The following is a 22,780-nucleotide window of genomic DNA, read 5'->3' as shown; positions in this document are numbered from 1 at the left end:
GGGCTACTATAGTGGATTAATCAATATATTCTTGGTACCTTAGTGCAACTATTGTAAATACGAGGTAGAGAAGTAAGTATGAATATTGCGATTATTGGCACAGGATATGTGGGGCTAGTGAGTGGCACTTGCTTTGCGGAGATGGGGGTAAATGTCTGCTGCATTGATAAGGATCAAACCAAGATTGAAGCACTCAGAAGGGGCGAAATACCAATATACGAGCCAGGGCTGGCCGAGCTAGTGGCTAAGAATAGAGCCCAAGGACGTCTCTCCTTTTACACAGACTTGGGAGAGGTGATCAATAAGGTTGACATCCTCTTTATTGCTGTCGGCACCCCTACTGGTGAGGGCGGGGAAGCCGACCTTCAGTATGTATTTGCTGTAGCCGAGGAGATAGGACAATTGGCCACCAAGCACCTATTGGTGGTGACCAAGAGCACCATACCAGTAGGGACTACAGATCGGGTGGAGGAGATAATAAGGGCTGGGTATGCCAAGCGAGGGCTCGCAACACTCGAGCTAGACATGGCAAATAACCCTGAATTCTTAAAGGAGGGGGCAGCGATCAAAGACTTTATGAGCCCCGATCGTGTAGTGGTGGGGTACAAAAGCGACTATGCCAAGGAGCTGTTGCATCGGCTCTACAGACCCTTTCTGCTTAATAATTATCGTGTCATCAGCATGGATATCCACTCTTCGGAGCTCACTAAGTATGCCTCCAATGCGATGCTCGCCACTCGCATCAGTTTTATGAACGAGCTGGCCAACCTTGCAGAGGCAATTGGAGCCGACATCTCTCTTGTTCGGGAGGGTATGGGTTCGGACAAACGCATCGGCAAGGCCTTTTTGTACCCTGGCTGTGGCTATGGGGGCTCTTGCTTTCCAAAGGATGTACAGGCACTCGCCAGCACTGGCCGCGAGCACGGTCGGCCACTGACCATTATTGAGCAGGTGCATAAGGTGAATGAGTGGCAGAAGCTACGCCCCTATGAAAAAGTGGTAGAGCTCCTAGGCGACCTCAAGGGGAAAAAGGTGGCAGTATGGGGACTAGCTTTTAAACCTGAGACGGATGATATGCGACAAGCACCCTCTATCGTGGTGATTAATGAGCTGATCAAGGCGGGAGCAGAGGTATCCGCTTTTGATCCAATCGCCATTGAGAATGCCCGCAATATCTTACCAGCACAAGTGGCTTATGGCCAAGATATATATGATGTGGTGGAGGGGGCAGATGCTCTAATCTTACTGACTGAGTGGAAGCAGTTTAGGCTCCCCAATTGGAAGCGCGTCAAGGAGCTGATGCGTGGAAATCTTGTGGTAGATGGCCGAAATATCTATCCGGCGGAGGAGCTAGAGGCTCTCGGCTTGGAATACAAAGGAATTGGAATTAACTAATTAATAACAACAAAAGGATTATGAGAAAGTATCTTATCTATTTAGGAATTGCACTCGCAGCTCTTGCTCTAAGTAGCTGTAGTAACAAGCAAAAGACGAATGAAGAGCAAACAACCACTACCACAACTGAAACAGCCGTAGTGGCAGATGAGGGAGTGGACTTCTTTAAGGCTGTTCCTAAGGAGCAACTCGAGGGCGAGTGGACTGTCCAAAAGATCGGGAAGACGGAGATGACTGAGGTGAGCCTCACCCTCTCTTTTGACATTGCCAAGAATCGATTCGCAGGCAACTTTGGCTGCAATGACTACATGGGCAACCTTGAATTTGACGACCCAACCGATGATGACTATGATGCCACGGAGATCGACTTCGATGACCTTGCTGGCACCCTAGCCCTCTGCGAGCATATGGATATTGAGAAGCAATTCACTCAGCTACTCGATAAGGTTGAGCACTTTACCATCTCTGAAAATGGTGAGCTCTATCTACTTGACGATTTCCGCAAGCCTCTAGCTACACTCGTACGCAAGTAACTCTCATTTGCTTTATGAGCAACAAAAAAGGCAGTCTTGACATTAAGCCGAGACTGCCTTTTATTATAGAGAGAAGGTCGGTAAAAATGGGTATATTTGCAGATAGTTATTAAGGAACATATATTAGGAAACGTATGCGACATTACCTATCACTGGCTGTGGCTCTCATAGCTATCACAGCAGCGACTCTGCCGAGCTTTGGACAGAATAAATTGGATAACAGCCTCACGCCTAGAGAGGTTCTTCGCCTAAGAGAGGGTTGGCACTTCACTAGGGAAGACCAAAAGGCGTTTAGCAACCCCAAGTACGACGATAGCAAGTGGTCACAAGTGGTGGTGCCACACGATTGGGCCATCTATGGCCCTTATAGCCCAGAGATAGATAAGCAGTTCTTGGCCATTTCACAAGATGGTCAGAATACACCTATTTACCACGTAGCTCGTACGGGTGGTTTACCACATGTGGGAGCTGGCTGGTACCGCAATACCTTTGCCCTAAAGGAGGGTTATCAGAGCTCCGACCGCACCTATCTACGAATAGATGGAGCGATGAGCAATGCAAGGGTCTTTATCAATGGTAAGGAGGCGATCTACTGGCCTTATGGGTACAGCCCGTTTCAGGTGGATATCACTGATTATATCAATCCACAAGAGAAGCTTCAGAGCATTGCCATTCGCTTAGAAAACCCTGACGAGACCTCTCGCTGGTATCCTGGTGCTGGGCTCTACCGCAATGTATGGGTTACCTTTGCCTCTGGAGTAAAGGTAGCCGAATGGGGCACCCAGATCACTACACCCAGAGTAGACAAGGAGTGGGCACAGGTGAATATCAAGACGACACTCGAAAACCATACCGCTATCGAGCCTGAAAGGATCTCTATCCGTACTGCACTTCTTGAAGGAGGAAATGAGGTGGCGGTAATGGAGAATTCTGGCAGCGAGCTAATGGGAAATCTACTGGAGCAGAATATCAAGCTCCAACACCCCAAGCTATGGGATCTCAATGAGCCCAACCTATACACTGCCCTTACTCAGGTATTTGTAGATGGCGAGCTGGTGGATAGCTACCAGACGAGATTCGGGGTGAGGACCATTGAACTACGCCCCGATGACGGCTTTTACCTCAATGGCAATAAGGTGATGATTCAGGGCGTCTGTTTGCATCACGACCTAGGCCCATTGGGCGGAGCAAGCCACAAGAGGGGATATGAGAGGCAGATTCGACTGATGAAGGATATGGGTGTGAATGCTATTCGCACTTCGCACAATATGCCAGCCCCAGAGTTGATTGAAGCTTGCAACGAGATGGGGATGATGGTGATGGCTGAGAGCTTTGATGAGTGGGCACGCCCTAAGGTGAAGAATGGTTACCACCTCTACTTTGAGCAGTGGGCGGATCGAGACCTGACCAATCTTGCGAGAGCTTTCCGCAACGACCCTTCTATCGTGATGTGGAGCATCGGTAATGAGATAGATGAGCAAGTGACCCCTGGCGGTAATAAGGTGGCATACTTCCTACAGAGTGTACTGCATCGCGAAGACCCTACTCGCCCCGTGACAGTCGGTATGAACAACCCTCTAGGAGCGGTGAAGAATAACTTTGCTACGATTATGGATTTAGCAGGCTTCAACTACTACAATTGGCAGTACCAAGAGGCGTATGAGCAATTGCCACAACGGCTGATACTAGGTGCCGAGACCACCTCTACGCTCTCTTCTCGTGGAATCTACAAATTCCCTGTAGAGCGGAAGTCTATGGCCAAGTACCCCGACCAGCAGTGCAGTAGCTATGATGTAGAGCATTGCGGATGGAGCAATCTACCAGAGGACGACTTCCTCAATCAAGAGGATCTACCTTACACGATCGGGGAGTTTATTTGGACTGGTATTGACTATATTGGTGAGCCAACTCCTTACTACACAGAGTGGCCTAGCCACTCCTCTTACTTCGGAGCAGTGGACTTGGCGGGGATTGAGAAGGATCGCTTTTATCTTTATCGCTCGCATTGGAATAAGGGCGAGGAGACACTCCACATCCTTCCGCATTGGAATTGGCAAGGACGCGAAGGGGAGGTGACTCCTATCTTTGTCTACACCAACTACCCTACGGCGGAGCTATTTATCAATGGCAAAAGCCAAGGGAAGCGGACAAAGGATCTCTCTGTATCTCTGGAGACGCCCCGTGATGGACTACAAAGACAACCACGCTACCGCCTGATGTGGATGGATACGGTTTACCAACCTGGTGAAGTGAAGGTGGTGGCTTATGATGAGCGAGGTAATGAGGTGGCTACTAGAGCTATTAGGACTACGGGCAAGCCTTATGCCATCAAGATGAAGCTTGAGAATGACCATATCAAGGCGGATGGTGAGGATATTGCCTATGTGCGTGTGCAGATAGTGGATCGGGAGGGCAACGTAGTGCCTACTGCTACGAATGAGGTGACATTTAAGGCGAAGGGGGCGGGACACTTTCATGCGGCAGCCAATGGTGACGCTACCTGTATTGTGCCATTCCAAAGCAATAAGCAACCTGCCTTTAGCGGACAGCTCACTGCCATTGTACAAGCGGGTAAAAAGGGTGGTACTATCCAGCTAACAGCCTCAGCTAGGGGGCTGAAGTCCGATACTATCACAGTCAATGTAGAGCCCTAAACCATTTGCGATGAAGGATAACCATACCGCCAAAGTACAGGCATATCACGCCAGCATCTGGGTCAATTCATTATTGCCCCCACTGAAACTCGTGGTAGGGATCCTCGGCAATAGCTTTGCCCTCATCGCGGATGGTATCAATTCACTAGCTGATATTCTCTCTAATCTGGTAGTCTATCTACTACTCAAAGTATCTGGTAAGCCGCAAGATGAAGACCACGATTATGGACACGGCAAGTATGAGACGGTGGCCACCTTTTCGCTCGGGGCAGTAATGATTGTCGCTGGTGTGATGATTGTGGTGGATGGTATATCAACCATTGCTACCTACTTCACCAATGGGGAGCTCCCTGAAATCCCCTCGTGGATAGTACTGGCAGTTGCTATCTTTGCGATGGGGCTTAAGGAGTGGGTCTATCACTACACAATGAAAAAGGCGAAGGAGACCCGTAGCGAGGTACTCCGTGCAGAAGCATTGGACCATAGGAGTGACGTATTTACCTCACTCGCAGTACTGATAGGAGCTGGGTGCGCGATAGCCTTTGGAGGGGTGGCTAGGCTAATGGAGCCTGTGGCTGCTATTGTGGTGGCTGGCTTTGTAATGCGGATGGGTGCAATTGTAACTATCCCAGCACTCAATAAGCTCACAGAGGCAAGCCTACCCCAAGATACCGAGGAGGAGATTCTCCAGATCGCTGAAAATGTAGAGGGGATACAACTGCCTCACAACCTACGGACGAGGATGACTGGTAGTGATACCATCGCCATCGAAATGGACGTGAGAGTGGATGGGAACATACCGCTTTACGAGGCACACGACCTCACCATACGCGTGGAAGAGCTTCTGAGGGAACGCTTTGGAGAGGAGACGCACATCATCATTCATATTGAGCCGATGACCCCTTTTGTGCATAAGGTAGGCTCCTACAAAAAAATCCAAAATGAAACTGCCCAATAGGTTGATCCCCGAGCGGATAGAGGCGGGGATAGATGAGGTGGGCAGAGGCTGCTTGGCAGGTCCTGTAGTGGCAGCCGCAGTAATCCTTCCACCCGAATGCTCTATTTCTAGCCTGCACGACTCGAAGAAGCTCTCGCCAAAGCGTAGAGAGGAGCTAGCAAGTGCTATCAAAGAGCAAGCTCTTGCTTATGCCATTAGCGAGGTACCACCAGCAGAGATTGACGAGATCAATATCCTCCAAGCCACCTTCAGAGCAATGAATAAAGCCATCTCGGCACTCTCTACACTGCCTGAATACCTATTGATAGATGGCAATAAGTTTAAGCCCGAGACAGACATCCCTTTTGAGACAATAGTAGGAGGCGACGACAAGGTGGCAAGCATCGCTGCCGCCTCTATCCTAGCCAAGACTTACCGAGATAGATTGATGATAAAATACGCAGAGGAATACCCAGGATACGACTGGGAGCACAATATGGGATATGGCACGCCCCGACATCTCCTCGGGATCCGAAAGCTAGGCATTACCCCACTCCACCGACGCTCCTTTGCACCGTGCCAACCAACATTATTTGATTCATTATGACCAACGAACGTACTAAAGGCTATATTGCAGGCCTACTATCGTCTGCAACATTTGGATTGATTCCACTATTCACCGTCCCACTCATGAGAGAGGGGATGGAGACAGAGACGATTCTCATCTACCGCTTCGGCTTTGCTACACTTCTAGTAGCTCTAGTAATGCTCCAAAAGCGAATATCCTTTCGGGAGACAGCCAAGCACATACGTATCATATTCATTATGTCGACCCTCTACTTCTGTAGTGCACTATTTCTGATCAATGGCTACAAAGTGATGACCTCGGGCGTGGCGACAGTGATCCACTTTATGTACCCTCTGATGGTGGCACTCCTGATGCTCATATTCTTCAAACAACGGATGACCCGCCGTGGGCTCATCTCACTAGTCATCGCTTTTATGGGGGTAGTACTACTTTCGGGGATTTTAGGTAGCGAAGGGGTGCAAGTAAAGCTAACTGATATCGCACTAGTCGCTTTCAGTGGTTTCTGCTATGCAGTCTATATTATTGTGGTGAATAAAACCACCATTGGTACCATTCCAAAGTGGCGACTCACCTTTTACCTGATGCTATTTAGCACCCTATTCTTTATAGGTCTATCTATCGGTAAGCAGACACTTGAACTACCCCCCACACCAAGAGCATGGGGCTTACTCTTCCTATTGGGGTTGGTGCCTACATTGATATCCAATTTATTCCTCATTGTTGCCATTCCTATCATCGGTTCCACCACCACTGCTATTATGGGAGTACTTGAGCCCCTCACTGCAGTGATCGTCGGAGTTACCGTACTAGGGGAGCAACTCACGGCACAAAGCACCCTCGGCATCGGTGCGGTGATTATCGCTGTAGCTCTATTGGTGAGTGAGAAGCGACCCACCAGATAGATCAGTGCCTTCTATATCCCCTTCCGTAGCGTTGACCGCTGTGCATTCCTGAAGGCCGGACATCGGCGCCCATATTATTAAAGCGGTAAGAGAAGGTCAGCATCACATAGGAGGTAATTCCATTGACCTCACTATCTGTAATTCGATCCAGTGAGATTTGCCTCATAAACGTGGTACGTTGCTGTAGAAGGTCATAGCCTGATAGCTGTAGCGTGCCACGTTTTTCTTTCAAGAACGAGTAACTAACAGAAGCGTCGAGTAGCCAAAAGTTGCGCTTCAATTGATCTTGGTAGCCCGAAGTATCTTGGTAGGTGAGTTTGGAAGAAAGAGAAAGGCCAAAGGGCAAAGTGACTATCGCTTCGCCAAACGCATTGAAATCCCATGTGCGGCTATCCATCTCCTTAGAGATACTATTCTTCGCCTGCTGCATCATCGCAAAGCCACCCACAGTCGCTTGTAGCCACGAGCCACTCCAAGTAACTCTCTGAGACAGCATAGGTCGCCACACATCGGCTCGGTTAAGGGCTTCATTGACAAACCCCTTTTCACGCGAATAACGCACCCTTCCGAAGGTGAAACTACTCCACTTCGACGAAGCTCCACCTATCGGCAAACTCATCATAAATCCGCCGAAGAGCGACTGATTACCACTGATATTCTGATAGCTCGTCTGCCTCACCCCTGTGGTAGCGTCAATCTTTTGTATCGGTGCCACCGCATTATTGGTGAGGTTCCAGCCCCACATCATATTGAGACTTTGGCGAGCCATAGGTCTATTGAAGTTGATGCTTCCCCATACACTATGCGAAAAAGAGGGGAGTAGGTCGGGATTACCTTGCACCTGAGCGAGCGGTGAAAGGACAATCGTTGCAGGGTTGAGCTGGCTCATAGAGGGTTGACTGGTACGACCATTGTAGCGGATATTGATTTGCAATGAATCCGAAGGTCGGTATTCCAAAATCGCGGTAGGTGCATAATTCCACACCGTACGTTGCTTATCAAAGGTCACCTCACCCCCTTGCGTAGATATCGTATGCGATGTACTTGGGTTCACCCCCATTCCAGCATAGAGGTAACTGCGAGGGGCAAGTTTATAACGCAGGCGTGCTAATAGCCTATGGGTAAAATAGCTATTCTCCGACCCCCTTGAGTAGATAGGGTCTAGCTCCGTGTACTCTCCCGTAGCACCCTTATTGAAGGTTGATTGATCGCTCTTTCTCCTACCAAAGTTGGCATCATACATCAATTGAAGTGCCCACTCCTTACTAAAGGGCTCAAGATAGGCGACTCTAAAACGTCCCGACTCCCCACGGTCATAAGAGCGTTGTTGTTGATCGCGTAGCTTCTTCTCCTGCGACCGTCGGAAGTTGGTCTCAGATAGCTGAAGCCCCTCTCCATCAGAGCCATTAAATCGGTAGGAGAGACGGGCATAAACATTCCGCCCTAGCTCATTAAAGGTATGACGGAAGTGCAGATCGCCATTCACCTCGTAAGAAGTTCCATCATTAGTTCGTAACGATTGTCCATCATTAATAGCGATACCCTGACGGTTAGTTGTCTGAAATTGAGAGCTATTATCCGTTTTATTCCAATTATATCTGAAGTAAGGCTCAAAGACCAGCATCGTGGACTCCTGGGGGTTCCACTCCAGACGACCATTAAGGTTGACCTCCTCATTCCTCCTAAAGTTGTGATACTGCTCCGCCTCGTTATTGGCCTTTTCGCCACCCAGCAACTGAGTCGTCATCGTCTTGCCATCCACCGAGAAATCACGGCTATTATAAAAGGCTTCGGCAGTGACCTTCAGGGTTTTATTGAGGAAGAGGTCGTCATAATTCCCCCCTATCCTACGGGTGGTCTCCTCTCCTCTTCCCCTTCGCACGCCATCAATATTATTCAGCTCGCCGATAATAGTGTACCTCGCATCGTGATTAAATAGATTGACGAGGGCATTGGCAGTATACCGCTGTTGCGTGCCATATCCGGCCGACAGATTAGAGATCAACCCACGCTTTTTATCCTCCTTTATCTCCAGATTGAGCACCTTGACCTTCTCCCCATCGCTCATCCCGGTGAGCCTTGCCTCGTCCGACTTCTTATCTACCACCTGCAGATTCTTTATCATATCAGAGGGGAGGTTGCGCGTAGCCATTTGTGGATCGTTTCCGAAAAAAGACCGCCCGTCCATCTCAATCCGCTCTATCGCCTCGCCATTATAGGTGATTTTTCCATCCTCATCAATCTCCATACCAGGGATACGCCGTAACAGCTCCTCCAAGCTAGCCCCTTGTCGCATCTTAAAAGCAGCTGCATTGAATTGGATCGTATCTTGCTTCACCGTCATTGGCGTCGCCTGCCCCCTTACCTCTAGCACCCCTAGCCTAGTGACCGACTCGGAGAGGTGAATCTTGCCCAAGTTTACACTCTTATTCACCACCTCCACCTCTTTATAATAGGGCTCCATACCCAAAAAGCTGATGTGTAGGAGATACTTCCCTGGGGCAATATTCGCAAGAGAAAATTGACCCTTTGTGCCTGTAGAGCTACCTGCTACATAAAGAGAATCGGCTTGATGCAAAAGACGTACTCCCGCCCCTACAATAGTCTCCTCTGTCGCCTCCTCATAAACTACCCCTTTGATTGAATAAGTCTTACTCTGTGCTGATGCCAAAACAGACACCAGCAGAGCTCCTACGATCCATAGCCACTTTCGCATCACGCCTGCACTTCAATATATTTATACATCTCTTAAATATCCCTTGGATGCCTTCTCGCCACAAAAGTTTAAGGGCCAGAGATATTTTCAAGGGTTACGTTATGAGTAAGAATATCGAGATAGGCTACGCTTTTATAGTTTCATCTAGGGCAAAAATACTATCCTGAGACATCCCCATAAATCCTCTATGCTAGTAGAGTAAAAGTTGAGATGCAACTAAGCAATCGGCGAGTTGCAACTAAGCAAATGCCGAGATGCAACAAAGCAAATGCTTAGTTGCATCTCGGCAGACACATTTATATAGCACTGAATTACAGACAGTTACAAAAGAGCCTTTGCGGCCCTATTTTAGTCGGATTTTTATCTGGCTTCTCTAATGCGTAACCCCTGGAGGTATTTTAATTTGGCTCCCACCATAAACGTTCTTTTATGTAGCTTTGCAATTGGAATGAAGAATTGGTGCCAAGACATATTCCGACGACTGATCTATCCTCCCACTTGTATCGCCGAAAGCAAATTAAAGGGGAGGCTAGAGGGGCGGGTATGCCTCGTAACAGGTGCCTCCTCGGGCATTGGTTTTGCCTTAGCTAGCAGGCTGATCGCTCTTGGTGACGAGGTGATCCTCCTTTCACGCCATACCGAAGAGCTGGAGCAACTATATGGCAATGAAAGCCGTGTGGCCATCTATTCCGTGGACCTCCGAAATCGGGAAGAGTTGCTCCGCACCTCAAGCCTGATTGCCGAAAGATATCCAAAGATAGACTACCTCTTTCTGAATGCAGGCAAATCTATCTGTAGGGCCATCCCCGAATCCCTAGAGCGACTGCACGACTATGAACGGACGATTAGCGTCAATTACCTTGGGCACGTGGCACTGCTCTTAGCACTCCAGCCGTCTCTGAAGCAAAGTGGTGGTCGGGTCATCTACAGTGGATCCGTCAGTCTGCTATACCCATACGCTCCTAGGTGGTCGGCCTACCACGCCTCAAAAGGGGCCATGGATATTTGGCTACGTACCGCCAAGGTAGAGTGGCACCAAGAAGGGATCAAGGTGCTGACTGCCTACCTCCCACTCGTCCACACCCCGATGTCGGGAGCCAATGCAACATACCGCAATCTACCTGGTTACACGGCAGATGAAGCGGCAATGAAGCTACTCGGCCTCGCCCTTAGCAAAGTTCGCACCACTTATATCCCGTGGTGGGCAAGAATCACCGCTCCAGTAGCACGACTGCTTAGGACACCTATTGAATGGATATACCAACGTACTAACTATGCGAAATAAATCCCACTTCTCCCTATTGAAAGCCCTTTGGCAGATCAAGTTCATCACCCCCAAGGGGCTCTTCACTTGGGGAAAAGCCATCTACTCCGAGGGGGTCAGCTTGATGGCGCTGCTCAGATTTTCAGCAGAGACCTACCCCAATAAGAAAGCGCTCAATAGCGAAGGCGAAGAGCTGACCTACCTACAGCTTCTTGAGCAAGCTTATGCACTAGCCAGCCACCTTCAGCAGAAGTATGGCATCACAGAGGGGAGCAAAGTGGCCCTACTCTGTCGCAATCATACCCAAGCGGTGCTCTCGATTTTTGCAGTCTCACGCTTGGGGGCTCACCTTTACCTCCTAAATAGCGATCTATCTGCCCAACAGCTCTCTGACCTCTCCAGTAAAAACAAGGGGTATCAGCTATGGATTACCGATTCCGACTTGCCTTTTGTAAAAGGCAGAGTGGTGACGACCGAAGAGCTATCCACCCTTCCCTCCACAAACCATACCGCTCTACCGAAAGTAGCACGAGGCGGCATGATATCGGTTCTCTCCGGAGGCTCCAGTGGCCACTACACAGAGGCAAGTCGCAAGCCCTCCACCACCGCCTTCCTTCCACCGCTCCTAGCTCTGCTTAGGCAAATTGGCATCCACCGGCAACAGAGTGTCTATATCCCCCTACCCCTATTTCACGGGTTTGGGTTAGCCACACTACTCATCTCCCTCGCAATGGGAAAGCAGATATGGCTCACTAAGCACTTTAGTAGCTTGGAGACGCTGCACAGTATCAAAACGGGAGAGATAGAAGTACTCATCGTGGTTCCGTCGATGATACCGAGATTGCTACAGCACTCCAACGCCTCAGGCCAACTCTCCTCACTTCAAACCATCATCACAGGCGGAGATCGGCTCACCCTCACACAGGCACACCTTTGTCTTAAGGAACTGCCGAATACACAGCTATTCAACCTTTACGGCACGTCGGAGGCTGGATTCTTCATGCTGGCCACCTCCGAAGAACTCAGAAAGGCGACCACAGAAATACCGATCGGCAGACCCATCAAAGGGGTAGCGTGCAAGATCAATAACCCATCTTCCCAAGGGGTGGGCGAACTATGGGTGGCCTCGAAGTGGGCCATGAGTAGCCGACAAGGGAAATGGCAAGCCACTGGTGACCTAGTCTACCGAGACCCTCAAGGGCTTTACTACCACCGAGGTAGAGCGGATAGAATGGTGGTCTGCGGAGGAGAGAATATCCACCTAGATCACTTAGAAATGGTTGTAGAGCAACACCCCCTGATAGCTACAGCGAGAGCCTTTACGATAGACAACCCCACACTAGGCAATAGCATCGGATTAGAAATAGAATTGATTGAAAAGGGAGCCCTCAGCGAGGAGAGCTTTAGAGAGTGGCTCAGGGAAAAAGTACCCTACAGCTCCGCTCTCACGCAGATAGCTTTCAGGGAAGTGGTACTTACCAGTACCGGCAAGCGCCCCTCCTCAGGGATTACGCATTAGAAACAGACTGTTGTGCGAGTGATCATATACATGATAATGGAGTTAGGACCTCGGCAGAGGTCCCTCTTAAATAGGCACAGGTCGGAGGGGCGTTAGCCCCGAACGACCTGTGTACAAGGGCATATTCACCATCACCTTGACCCCGGCTGAGGGGTCAGACCTAGAAATAGGGTTGTCCGACCCCTCGGCCGGGGTCGCAAGGGTGTTTTACAACTATCTATACACAGGTCTTCGGCACTGCGTGCCTTGACCTGTGCCTATTTAGCACGGACCTCTGCCGAGGTCCTTACTCATAGACCCCTGCTAAAAACCATACGATAAGAACTTTCTAATGCGCAACCCCTGGGGTCCTTCCTCCCTACAGCATTAGTAGAGGAGGATATTCCGTATTGCAGCCTGCTTACTTTCATCAAAGTGGAGGTAGTCGGTCAGATAGTTATTTATGGAGCCATACCTCCGCTCTATCTCGTCGATGAGTTCATTGATCTGGTTTGGTTCACACCTGAAGTACTCGGTCAGCGCCTCCTGCACACCCTGAGGCATAGTAAAGCCCTTCGGCTCCAATCTATTTGGGGGCAGATTGTCATTGCTCATCATATAATCGACGATCGCATCACTCTTACTCACCCCTAGAATATGGTGAATCAAGAAGATCACAAAGGCGACCCGATCCTTTCCCAGGTCATCACTCAAGAGGATAGGATACTTGGCGGGATTCGTCATCTCATTGAGGATAATTCGGAGTTGATTAGGGTTATCAAACGCTATATTATAGAGTACCTCTCGGTGCATCCCCTTGATCTCCTCACTGCTCCGCTCCCCCTCATAAATCTTATCGATGAGATACTGGAAGTCTATCTCCTTATCTGGTTCCACCTGAATCTGCTCAATCGCCGACATTCCCATCTGCGGAGGATAGTTGGCTATCCTCGAAGGCGACATGATATATTGTGACCGTATTCCCAAAGTCCCAATGATTGGAATGTCCTGTTCAAAGCTTCGCCATAAGTCACCCGACCGATAGAGCATCCCCCACTTCATCTGCTCTCCACTAGCCGTCATATACCCCCCAGCGTCACGGAGATTGAGGATACCCACGGTAGGGATCACCCGACTCGTCACCACCCTCATGTCGCTATTATTAAAGACCAGCAAGAAGTAAGTGTGGCTGTAGCTACCCTCCGGACTATTATAGTGGTAAACCTCCTTTCGTATCTGCTCCACAGCAAGCGGCTGGTCGGGATATTTATTGGGGCTTTCCGAGGCATAGATGGCCACCTCGCCATTCATTCCAGGATTGATTTGCCACTGAATGGTGTGATTACCCTTGGCATTTTGCCGAGAATAGGCATCGATATAATAAGCCTGCTTGGCACAAGAGGTCGTTACTACGGCCACTACCAAGAGCATTCCCCAGAAATAGACTCTATTAATCACACTGTTTCTACACATATCATTCCTTACTTATCAACCACAAATATAAGGAATTAGAGAGAGTTGCCGACCATTAATTAGTTAAATCAAGTTACAAAGAGAATGTTGCACGAAGTGCCATTCTCACATATTTTCTAAAATATGCTGAGACTTTGCACGAAGGATGAGATGCAAGGCGCTGAGGGTGAGGGTGCTGGGAGCGTACTCACGTACGTGACCGAGCCCGAATCCAGAAAGCAACGCAGCAGATCGCCTTCGTGCAATGTCTCTACAAAGTCGGCTCTAGACGCCTTGCGAGTACAAAATTTCGCTTTCCCGTTTCATTGGCATAAGCAAAGAGAAATAAGTCACCCCCCTCCTTCACCTTCAGCTGTCGTCTTAATTGATCTGTAGAGGTGGGGAGATTTTTAGCTTGCAGATGGAGGGGTTGGCGAGACACCTTCTTCAGCCACCGCTTCTCGCCTAGGTTGTGCTCTAGTAGCTCAAAGGCACGACCGGGGAAGTCGGGAAGCAGCTCCTCCGAAAAGTATAGATGGGTGTGACGAGCAGGCTGCCAAACGGGATCGTCTAAGCCCAAACGCTCATACCCCACCTTGGCAAAGGCGGGGTAGAGGTCGTAGAGATACTGCCCCACCCGATGACTAATCTCCACAGGTCGAGTAGTATGCCCATCGGTGGTGCAAGTAATTGTACGCGTCCTACCTATCTCCACCACCGTGACACTCTGGGTAGCGGTAGGAGAAAAGTGCAATAAGAGCTCTTTTGCCTCACGCCTGAGCGATACGATGTGCGTATCAAAGGGGAAATGAAGTGCCCCCTCTAAATAGGCGAGGTCGGCCATCGGGGAGAGCTTCACCAGCACTTCACTACTCGGCGATACAGCCAAGAGCCGAGGAAGCAACGTAGTGAGGTCTGGACGACTATCCTCCAAACGAAAAACCCTCGACCGGGCCGCAGAAGGGCGCCGATCGGGGTCTAGATAGATCAAGTTTGGCTGTAGCTCCTTTGCCAAAGCAAGCCCCTCCACCTCCGCAGCTCCAGTATGGCAATAGATATTACCACACCCCAACGCCTTAAAGTTGTGGGCAGCCAGCTCGGCACGCTCCTGTGAGAGTTCCAGATAGGTCACCGCTTTTGCCACCTTGGCAAAGGCAAAGCTATCCGCCCCCATGCCACCGCTAAGATCCAGCACCGTCCCATCGGTCGGAACAAACTGGCTCTTGTAGGCAGCCGTCTCAGGACTAGAGGATTGCTCCACCACCACTGCTTCAGGGATAAAGACCTCTGGCACCGCATACCATTCAGGGTGCTTTAGCTTTAGCTTTTGCCGTGCTTGTATCGCCTTAAGTGCCGACGGAAAGTCCAAGTCTCCAGCATCGTTCCTACCACTAAGAGCCAGCTTTCGTACATCCTCCTCCCTATGTTTCCACACATAGGCGAGTAGTTCGTCATTCATCACTTTTCGTGGGGAATATAGGTCTCCAGCACCTTCGCCCCATTCGTCTCAATCGTTACCTGCTTCATCACGGCAGGGAGCAACAATAGTTCCCCCTTCCCAAGACGATAAGCACCATTAATAGTGATCTCCCCTTCGTCCACAAATAGGATAGTGAAAGAGTCACGACCGTCCAGATCCATTGCATAATCCTTCGTCAGTTGAAGCATACGGGTAGCGAAGTAGTTGCACTCTACCATCGATACCGGCTGGTCTTTCGTCTCACGGTCGTACGGCTCAGCCCCGTGCGTATTAAGCGAAAAGTCGATCACCTCTGCACCGTCTGCCACATGTAGCTCCCGCTTATTCCCCTCCTTGTCGGTTCGATTGAAGTCAAAGAGACGGTAGGTAATCTTACTCGCCTGCTGTATCTCTAGCAAAAGATTTCCCGCCCCAATCGTATGCACCTTTCCAGCTGGGAGGAAAAAGAGATCGCCTGGGTGAGGAGTATGCGCCTCCAAGTAACCCATCACTGCATCAGTCTGCACTAGCTCTGGCAACGCCTCCTTAGAGGTCTGCTTCTGCCAACCAGCATAGATCTTAGCTCCAGGCTCCGACTCCAGCAGATACCACATCTCCGTCTTTCCCCAGCTGTGGTGGCGCTTCTCGGCATAGGCATCATTTGGGTGCACCTGCACACTCAGATCCTGCTGTGAGTCAATCAACTTAATCAGTAGTGGGAACTTACCTCCGAAGCGGTCAAAGACCTGCTGTCCCAGCAAGTCAGCTCCATACTCCTGCGTTACCTCTATCAAGTCCTTTCCTGCCAATGGACCTTCCGCTACCACCGAGGCATCGCCCTCCATAGGCGATATCTCCCACGTTTCGCCGATATTTTCGGCCGGTGCTGGTCTCCCCTTGTATTGATAAATCTTATTCCCGCCCCAAATCGTCTGTTTGTACACTTCCCTAAATCGCAAGGGATAAAGCTCTACTCTTTCTTTCATTACCGTCTTAATTATTATCCAAAAAGCACTTCCCTCGCTCCCTTATTCTTCTCGCACCAGCACAAAAGCTGTACGGGCTGGGATGTAAAGGCTTAGCCAGCCACGCCCTTCAAAGTTCAATTCATGGTCACAGAGCGTAAAGTGTGGCACCGAGAGATCCACTAGATCATACCCCCCAAAGCGACGCTCATCGCTACAGAAGAGTGTCCGATACTTCCCAGCCGGTGCTGGGAATCGGTAGTCCGCAAAGGAGTCGGTAGGATGGAAGTTGTAGACAAATAGATACTTACCACGCTCATAGACCAACACCTGATCCTCCCACTTATCCCAAAGCTGCACTAGTGGCAACTTGTGGAAGTCCTCTACCCCACGCACAAAGTCCACTAATTCTCTATCAAAGTCACCCAACTGCTGATACTTCAAGAAGCCATTCTCCTCCAAGCTCCACTGGCGGCGTGCATACTTGTGACTCCATCCATTCCCTTCACGAGGGAAGTCGATCCACTCTGGGTGGCCAAACTCATTACCCATAAAGTTAAGATACCCCCCATTCATCGTGGTCATCGTCACCATTCGGATCATCTTATGAAGTGCTATTCCACGGGCCACGGCACTATTGTCGTCCGCCTTGTCCATGTGCCAGTACATCTCCTTATCGATCAGCCTAAATATCAGCGTCTTATCGCCCACCAAAGCTTGGTCGTGGCTCTCGGCATAGCTGATGCTCAGCTCGTCCTTACGGCGATTGGTACACTCCCACCAGATAGAGCCAGGCCGCCACTCCTCATCGGGGCACTCCTTGATCAGCTTTATCCAAAAGTCGGGAATATTCATAGCCAGTCGGTAGTCGAAGCCATAGCCACCTGCCTCCACAGGCAAAGCAATACCTGGCATACCACTCACCTCCTCAGCAATCGTGATTGCATGTGGATAGTGCTCGTGGATCAACTTATTGGCGAGTGTGAGATAGGTAATCGCCTCCTCATTCTGTCCCCCATCATAGTAGTTTTGGTAGCTACAAAAGCTCCGCCCTAGCGCATGATCCTCATAGATCATCGAAGTAACTCCATCGAAGCGATAGCCATCGAAGCCATACTCATCGAGCCAATACTTGCAGTTGGAGAGCAAGAAGTGCAGCACCTCATTCTTTCCATAGTCAAAGCACTTCGAGTCCCACTGACTATGCTCTCCTCTCGCCCCTTCGTGGAAAAACTGCGTCGACGTACCATCAAAACGAGCCAACCCCTCCACCTCATTCTTCACTGCGTGTGAATGAACCAAGTCCATAATCACCACCAGACCCATACTGTGAGCCGTATCAATCAGCTCCCGCAGCTCATCGGGCGTACCGAAGCGTGATGAAGGGGCAAAGAAACTAGAGACATGATACCCAAAAGAACCGTAGTAAGGGTGTTCCATAATCGCCATCAGCTGTACAGCGTTGTACCCTTTCTCCACAATCTTTGGCAATACCCGCTTCTGAAACTCACGATAGGTGCCTACCCGCTCCTCCTCCGTTGCCATACCGATATGCGCCTCATAGATCATCAGTGGCTCATGACCTAGTACCGCCCTCGGCGACTGCATCACATAAGGCTCCTTAGGATCCCACACCGAGGCACTAAAGAGATGCGTCTCAGGATCCTGCACCACATACCTTGCCCAGGCCGGAATGCGCTCTCCTTCGCCACCGTCCCATACCATCAGCAGTTTGTAGTGGTCGCCGTGCTTCAATGTCTCCTTGGGGAGTCTCAGCTCCCACACCCCATTCTCCAATGGAGAAAAGACAAATGCCTCGTCACGCTGCCACCCATTGCAATCGCCCAAAAGATAAAGTGCCGTTGCATTGGGAGCCCACTCCCGAAGCACCCACTCCTTTGGCTCCTTATGAAGTCCAAAGTAAAGATGTCCTGAGGCAAAGCTATCGAGCGAAGTGTGCTCCTTGCCCAATAACTGTTGTTCCTTTGCCATGGCATCTTCATATCGCCTATTGAGGCACTCCTCGTAAGGGAGCAACCAGTGGTCCTGCTGTAGTATCTGTAGTTTTTTCATGATCCTAATTACCTAACATTATTACCTCTCCCTTGCTTAGTCGCGATACCGCTTGGTGATGTCGCCATAGGCATCAATTCGGCGGTCACGGAGGAAGGGCCACCATCTCCGCACCTGCTCGCTACGCTCCATATCTACCTCCACCACACTCTCTGCCTCTGCATCGGTTGGCAAAAGCTCTAGCAGCTCGCCCTGCGGACCAGCCACAAAGGATTGCCCCCAAAAGGTGATGCCACCAGTGACCCCTGAAGGGTCTGGCTCATACCCCACTCGGTTCACCGCCACTACAGGCAAACCATTTGCCACGGCGTGACCACGCTGCACAAGGGTCCACGCTTCACGCTGCCTTAGTTGCTCCTCAGGAGTATCGGTACTCTCCGTACCAATGGCGGTAGGATAGATCAATAGGTCGGCCCCAGCCAAAGCCATCAGACGAGCAGCCTCGGGATACCACTGATCCCAGCAGACCAGCACTCCAAGCCGACCCACCGAGGTCTCTATCGGCTCAAAGCCGAGGTCGCCAGGGGTGAAGTAAAACTTCTCGTAGTAGGCGGGGTCATCAGGAATGTGCATCTTACGGTACTGCCCAGCGATTGAACCATCACGCTCCAGCACCACCGATGTATTGTGGTAAAGACCCGTTACACGCTTTTCAAAGAGCGATAGCACCAGCACCACTCCCGCCTCCTTAGCCACTTCACCATAGAATTGGGTACTTGGTCCGGGGATCGTCTCCGCCTCATCGAAGCGATCGACACTCTCTACTTGGCAGAAGTAAAGCCCCTCGTGTAGCTCTTGAAGCACCACCAGTTCGGCTCCTTCACGTCCGAGCTTCAGGATCTTCTCTCTCAGTCTCCTTCTATTCTCCTCCCTATATGCCCCATTTTGTTGCTGTATGATTCCTACCTTCATCTTCATATATGTTGATAAAACCTTTCGGTACCTGCATCGTGATACAGTGGAGCGACCCGTGCTGCTGCACCAAGGCACTACACTCTATCCCCACCACTTCATACTCTGGCATCGCCTCTTGGATAATCCTCAGCGCCTCCTCATCCTTCGGATCGCTGTAAATAGGCACTAGTACCGCCCCATTCACAATTAGGAAATTGGCATAAGTAGCTGGCAGAGGCTTCCCCATCTCATCCTCCATTGGCGAAGGGATAGGCAGAGGGATTAGTCGATACTTCTTTCCCTCGCTAGTCCTCAGTTTTTGGAGTTCCATCTCCAATTGCTTCAGCTTCTTAAATTGTTCATCCATAGGATTCTTTGTCGCACAATAGACAATTGTCTCATCATCCACCCAACGTGCCAAAGTATCGATATGTCCATCGGTATCATCGCCACTCATCGGCGTTATCCCTTCTAGCTCAAAGACCCTTTGTACCCCCATTTCCTCAGGGAAGTAGAGGTCATGACACTCCTTTGGATAGGAAGGATTGCGATTCGCCTCCCGAAGCACCGAGTCGGTGGTCAAAAGCTCGCCACGACTATTCACATCAATCGCCCCACCCTCCAAGATGGTCTCAAGGCGATTGATATACCGTACACTCGAGTCGAAGAGCTTACGCTCAAAGAAGAGCTCACGCACCGCCTGATTATCCCGATTGCTGGCAAACTTCAAGCCCCAACCATTGAAACCAAAGTCATAAGCCACACGCTCCCCATTTTGCATACCAAAGAGGGGCATCACATCGCGCATCCATGTATCGTTAAGGGAAAAGTCAAAAAAGGGTATCAGACTATGACCCGAATCTCCCGACATCCAACGATTCATACAAACCATCGGAACATCCTGGAAATCATCTATCAAAAGCACTACATCGCTGTATTCCAATAGATGATCAATGATATCGATGTAGCATTCTTGTACCTCATCGAGATTATAGCCCCAATCCATCAAGACATCGGGCCACGCGAGGATCACTGCATCCACACTAGACCACTCAGGAATCAGTCCATTCCTCCTCCAACCTTCCAACCCAATCACTTGCTCACTCATAATTATATCTAGGCAAGAAAAAACAAATACCCCTCCCTGCTACAAATATAGCTATTTTCAGCGACACCCTAACCAGCCCCTAGGGGTTACGCATTAGAAAGGTCTTTATTGAATAGGCTATGGGTAGGGACCCCCTTGGGGGTCCGATTTGTTGTAGCCCCCTGTCGGAGGGGCTAACGCCCCTCCGACAGGGGGTAACTAATGGCGCACGTATACATTCGACCCCTTGCGGGTCGGACAATATGAACTAAATCATCAAAGTTAATCCTAGAATAGGTTGTCCGACCCACAAGGGGTCGTGGGTTTTGGTCGCCCTACATACCCCCTAGTCATCGGCTCTGCGAGCCTCGACTAGGGGCTACGACAAATCGGACCTCTGCCGAGGTCCTTACCCACTTATCTAATACAAGCTATATATATTAGGAACAAAACTCAAGCAAAAAGTCGTTTTATAACTAGCTGATATACAAGCCCATAAATCAGCGTTAGTTTAGTTGCAACTAAGCAATCGGTTAGTTGCAACTCGGCAAATGCTTAGTTGCAACTCGTCAAATGCTTAGTTGCAACTAAACTTTTCGCCCGACTCGTCCGACACGTCTGACCTGCCCGACTCGTCCGACATGACACCCCCATCTCCCGATTTATCTATTGGCGACGAGGTACTCAGCGATCTGAATGGCATTGAGTGCGGCACCCTTACGGATTTGGTCACCCACGCACCAGAAAGCAATACCATTGGGATTGGTGAGATCCTTGCGGATTCGCCCTACATAGATATCATCTTTACCCGAGAGATAGAGCGGCATCGGATAGCTCTGTTCGCTTGGCTGATCCATCAGCACCGCCCCCTTGGCGTGGCGGATAGCCTCTTGTACTTGCTCCACCGTTAGTGGTTGTTCTGTCTCCACCCAGATGGCCTCGGAATGGGCTCTCAGCACCGGTACACGGACACAGGTAGCACTCACTTGGATAGGTTGCTCCATAATCTTCTGCGTCTCATTGATCATCTTCAACTCCTCCTTGGTATAGCCATTCTCAGTGAATTGATCCACCTGTGGAATAAGGTTAAAGAGCAATTGATAGGCAAACTTCTCTACCGTCAGCTCCTTCTCCTCAGCAAATTGATGGGTCTGCTCCAGCAGCTCCTCAATCCCCGATTGCCCGGCTCCACTCGCACTCTGATAGGTAGCGACGTGTACCTTGGTGATGGGCGAGAGATCATTAATCGCCTTTAGGGGCACCAACATCTGAATAGTGGTACAATTGGGGTTGGCAATGATCCGCTTGGGTGCCTCAAGTGCCCTCTTGGCATTGACCTCAGGCACTACCAGAGGCACCTCTTTATCCATACGGAAGGCACTTGAATTATCAATCATCAGCGTGCCGTGCTTGGTGATGGTCTCGGCAAATTCCAATGAGGTGCCACCGCCAGCCGAAACGAAGGCGATATCAATCCCTTTGAAGGCGTCGCCATGCTCCAACTGCTCCACCACTATCTCACGACCTCTGATGGTGTACTTCGTCCCGGCACTTCTCTTCGAACCGAATAGTCGGAGAGAGGTGTATGGGAAGTGACGCTCCTCTAGTAGCTTGATCAACTCTTGTCCAACGGCACCTGAGGCGCCTACAATTGCAATATTCATATATGTGCTAGTTCTTTTACTTTAATGGTTATTACACCCATTGAATGGGCGTTATATGATGACTAATTAAGTAGAAATTGGTCTGCGAAAAGGGCTTTGAACCAAAGAACCCACGATAGGCGGAGAGGGGCGATGGGTGAGGTGCCTTAAGGATCTTATGCTTCTCCTCATCAATCATCCACGCTTTCCGCTGAGCGTCGGTGCCCCAAAGGATAAATACGATATTGGACCGCTGCTCGCTCAATAGCTGAATCACCCGATCGGTAAGCCTTTGCCACCCCACGGCGAAGTGCGAGCGGGCTTGGTGTGCCTGAACAGTGAGGGTAGAATTGAGGAGCAACACTCCTTGCTCTGCCCAATGGGTGAGGTCGCCACTCTGCGGTGGCTTCTGCCCGAGGTCACTCTCCAGCTCCTTATATATATTCTGCAGGGAGGGAGGAAGGAGCACGCCATTCGGCACCGAGAAGCTGAGCCCCATCGCTTGCCCTGGACCGTGGTAGGGGTCCTGCCCGAGTATCACCACCTTCACCTGGTCAAAGGGGGTGAGATTGAAGGCATTGAAGATCAAAGGGGCCGGCGGATAGACCACACTGGTGGCATACGCCTGACGTACGATATTGGTGATCTGCTCAAAGTAAGGCTGATCAAAGTCGGGCTGTAGCACCTTTTGCCAAGAGGGGTGGATGGAGACGTTCATA

17 protein-coding genes are annotated in these 22,780 nt (G+C 50.2%); 8 read left to right on the top strand and 9 right to left on the bottom strand.

The features are described from left to right. Nucleotides 1-78: 78 nt before the first annotated feature. The 6 genes from A3GK_RS0104320 (at nt 79) to A3GK_RS0104295 (ending at nt 7,010) form a co-directional block, all read left to right on the top strand. Entirely contained in the window at nt 79-1,395 is a 1,317-nt protein-coding gene (locus A3GK_RS0104320) for a UDP-glucose dehydrogenase family protein (RefSeq protein ID WP_018028256.1), read from the top strand. Between the two features lie 20 nt (nt 1,396-1,415). After that, entirely contained in the window at nt 1,416-1,928 is a 513-nt protein-coding gene (locus A3GK_RS0104315) for an META domain-containing protein (protein WP_018028255.1), read from the top strand. A 134-nt stretch (nt 1,929-2,062) separates the two neighbouring features. Continuing rightward, nucleotides 2,063-4,582, top strand: coding sequence for a DUF4982 domain-containing protein (locus A3GK_RS0104310; protein ID WP_018028254.1), 2,520 nt, complete (start codon nt 2,063-2,065; stop codon nt 4,580-4,582). A 10-nt stretch (nt 4,583-4,592) separates the two neighbouring features. Beyond that, complete coding sequence (locus A3GK_RS0104305; RefSeq protein ID WP_018028253.1) at nt 4,593-5,540, top strand: cation diffusion facilitator family transporter; 948 nt, start codon at nt 4,593-4,595, stop codon at nt 5,538-5,540. Next, on the top strand, nt 5,524-6,126 hold the full coding sequence (locus tag A3GK_RS0104300) for a ribonuclease HII (protein WP_018028252.1): 603 nt from the start codon (nt 5,524-5,526) through the stop codon (nt 6,124-6,126). The genes A3GK_RS0104305 and A3GK_RS0104300 overlap by 17 nt, the downstream gene beginning before the upstream one ends. Further along, a complete protein-coding gene (locus A3GK_RS0104295) occupies nt 6,123-7,010 on the top strand; it encodes a DMT family transporter (protein ID WP_018028251.1) in 888 nt (295 codons plus the stop codon). The genes A3GK_RS0104300 and A3GK_RS0104295 overlap by 4 nt, the downstream gene beginning before the upstream one ends. A gap of 1 nt (nt 7,011) precedes the next feature. On the opposite strand, the gene A3GK_RS0104290 is transcribed toward A3GK_RS0104295, so the two are convergent. After that, nucleotides 7,012-9,726, bottom strand: a complete 2,715-nt coding sequence (locus A3GK_RS0104290; RefSeq protein ID WP_018028250.1) for a TonB-dependent receptor — start codon at nt 9,724-9,726, stop codon at nt 7,012-7,014. A 448-nt stretch (nt 9,727-10,174) separates the two neighbouring features. On the opposite strand from A3GK_RS0104290, the gene A3GK_RS0104285 reads away from it, so the two are divergent. Further along, on the top strand, nt 10,175-11,011 hold the full coding sequence (locus A3GK_RS0104285; protein WP_018028249.1) for an SDR family NAD(P)-dependent oxidoreductase: 837 nt from the start codon (nt 10,175-10,177) through the stop codon (nt 11,009-11,011). Beyond that, on the top strand, nt 11,001-12,509 hold the full coding sequence (locus A3GK_RS0104280; protein WP_018028248.1) for a class I adenylate-forming enzyme family protein: 1,509 nt from the start codon (nt 11,001-11,003) through the stop codon (nt 12,507-12,509). Before A3GK_RS0104285 ends, A3GK_RS0104280 begins: the two co-directional genes overlap by 11 nt. A gap of 366 nt (nt 12,510-12,875) precedes the next feature. Here the strand turns inward: A3GK_RS0104280 and A3GK_RS0104275 are convergent, their stop codons facing one another. The 8 genes from A3GK_RS0104275 to ung form a co-directional block, all read right to left on the bottom strand. After that, nucleotides 12,876-13,961, bottom strand: coding sequence for a tyrosine-protein phosphatase (locus A3GK_RS0104275; RefSeq protein ID WP_040575974.1), 1,086 nt, complete (start codon nt 13,959-13,961; stop codon nt 12,876-12,878). Nucleotides 13,962-14,211: 250 nt separating this feature from the next. Continuing rightward, complete coding sequence (locus tag A3GK_RS0104270; protein WP_018028246.1) at nt 14,212-15,399, bottom strand: THUMP-like domain-containing protein; 1,188 nt, start codon at nt 15,397-15,399, stop codon at nt 14,212-14,214. Next, nucleotides 15,399-16,385: a type I phosphomannose isomerase catalytic subunit gene (locus tag A3GK_RS0104265; protein ID WP_018028245.1), complete on the bottom strand. Its 987-nt coding sequence runs from the start codon at nt 16,383-16,385 to the stop codon at nt 15,399-15,401. Before A3GK_RS0104265 ends, A3GK_RS0104270 begins: the two co-directional genes overlap by 1 nt. Before the next feature lie 42 nt (nt 16,386-16,427). Further along, nucleotides 16,428-18,437, bottom strand: a complete 2,010-nt coding sequence (locus A3GK_RS0104260; protein ID WP_018028244.1) for an alpha amylase C-terminal domain-containing protein — start codon at nt 18,435-18,437, stop codon at nt 16,428-16,430. Nucleotides 18,438-18,473: 36 nt separating this feature from the next. Beyond that, the gene (locus A3GK_RS0104255) at nt 18,474-19,349 is read right to left on the bottom strand and encodes a carbon-nitrogen hydrolase (RefSeq protein ID WP_026161716.1); all 876 of its coding nucleotides are present in this window, start codon (nt 19,347-19,349) and stop codon (nt 18,474-18,476) included. Next, nucleotides 19,309-20,439 carry an agmatine deiminase family protein gene (locus A3GK_RS0104250; RefSeq protein WP_018028242.1) on the bottom strand — a complete coding sequence of 377 codons (1,131 nt, stop codon included), beginning with the start codon at nt 20,437-20,439 and terminating at the stop codon, nt 19,309-19,311. The genes A3GK_RS0104255 and A3GK_RS0104250 overlap by 41 nt, the downstream gene beginning before the upstream one ends. A 641-nt stretch (nt 20,440-21,080) precedes the next feature. Next, a complete protein-coding gene (locus tag A3GK_RS0104245) occupies nt 21,081-22,082 on the bottom strand; it encodes an aspartate-semialdehyde dehydrogenase (protein ID WP_018028241.1) in 1,002 nt (333 codons plus the stop codon). A 31-nt stretch (nt 22,083-22,113) separates the two neighbouring features. Then, nucleotides 22,114-22,779, bottom strand: coding sequence for a uracil-DNA glycosylase (gene ung, locus A3GK_RS0104240; protein ID WP_018028240.1), 666 nt, complete (start codon nt 22,777-22,779; stop codon nt 22,114-22,116). Nucleotide 22,780 lies beyond the last annotated feature (1 nt).

It is taken from the genome of Porphyromonas somerae DSM 23386 (genome assembly GCF_000372405.1).
GTDB classification, from domain to species: domain Bacteria; phylum Bacteroidota; class Bacteroidia; order Bacteroidales; family Porphyromonadaceae; genus Porphyromonas_A; species Porphyromonas_A somerae.
This window is presented reverse-complemented; position numbering and strand designations above follow the sequence as displayed.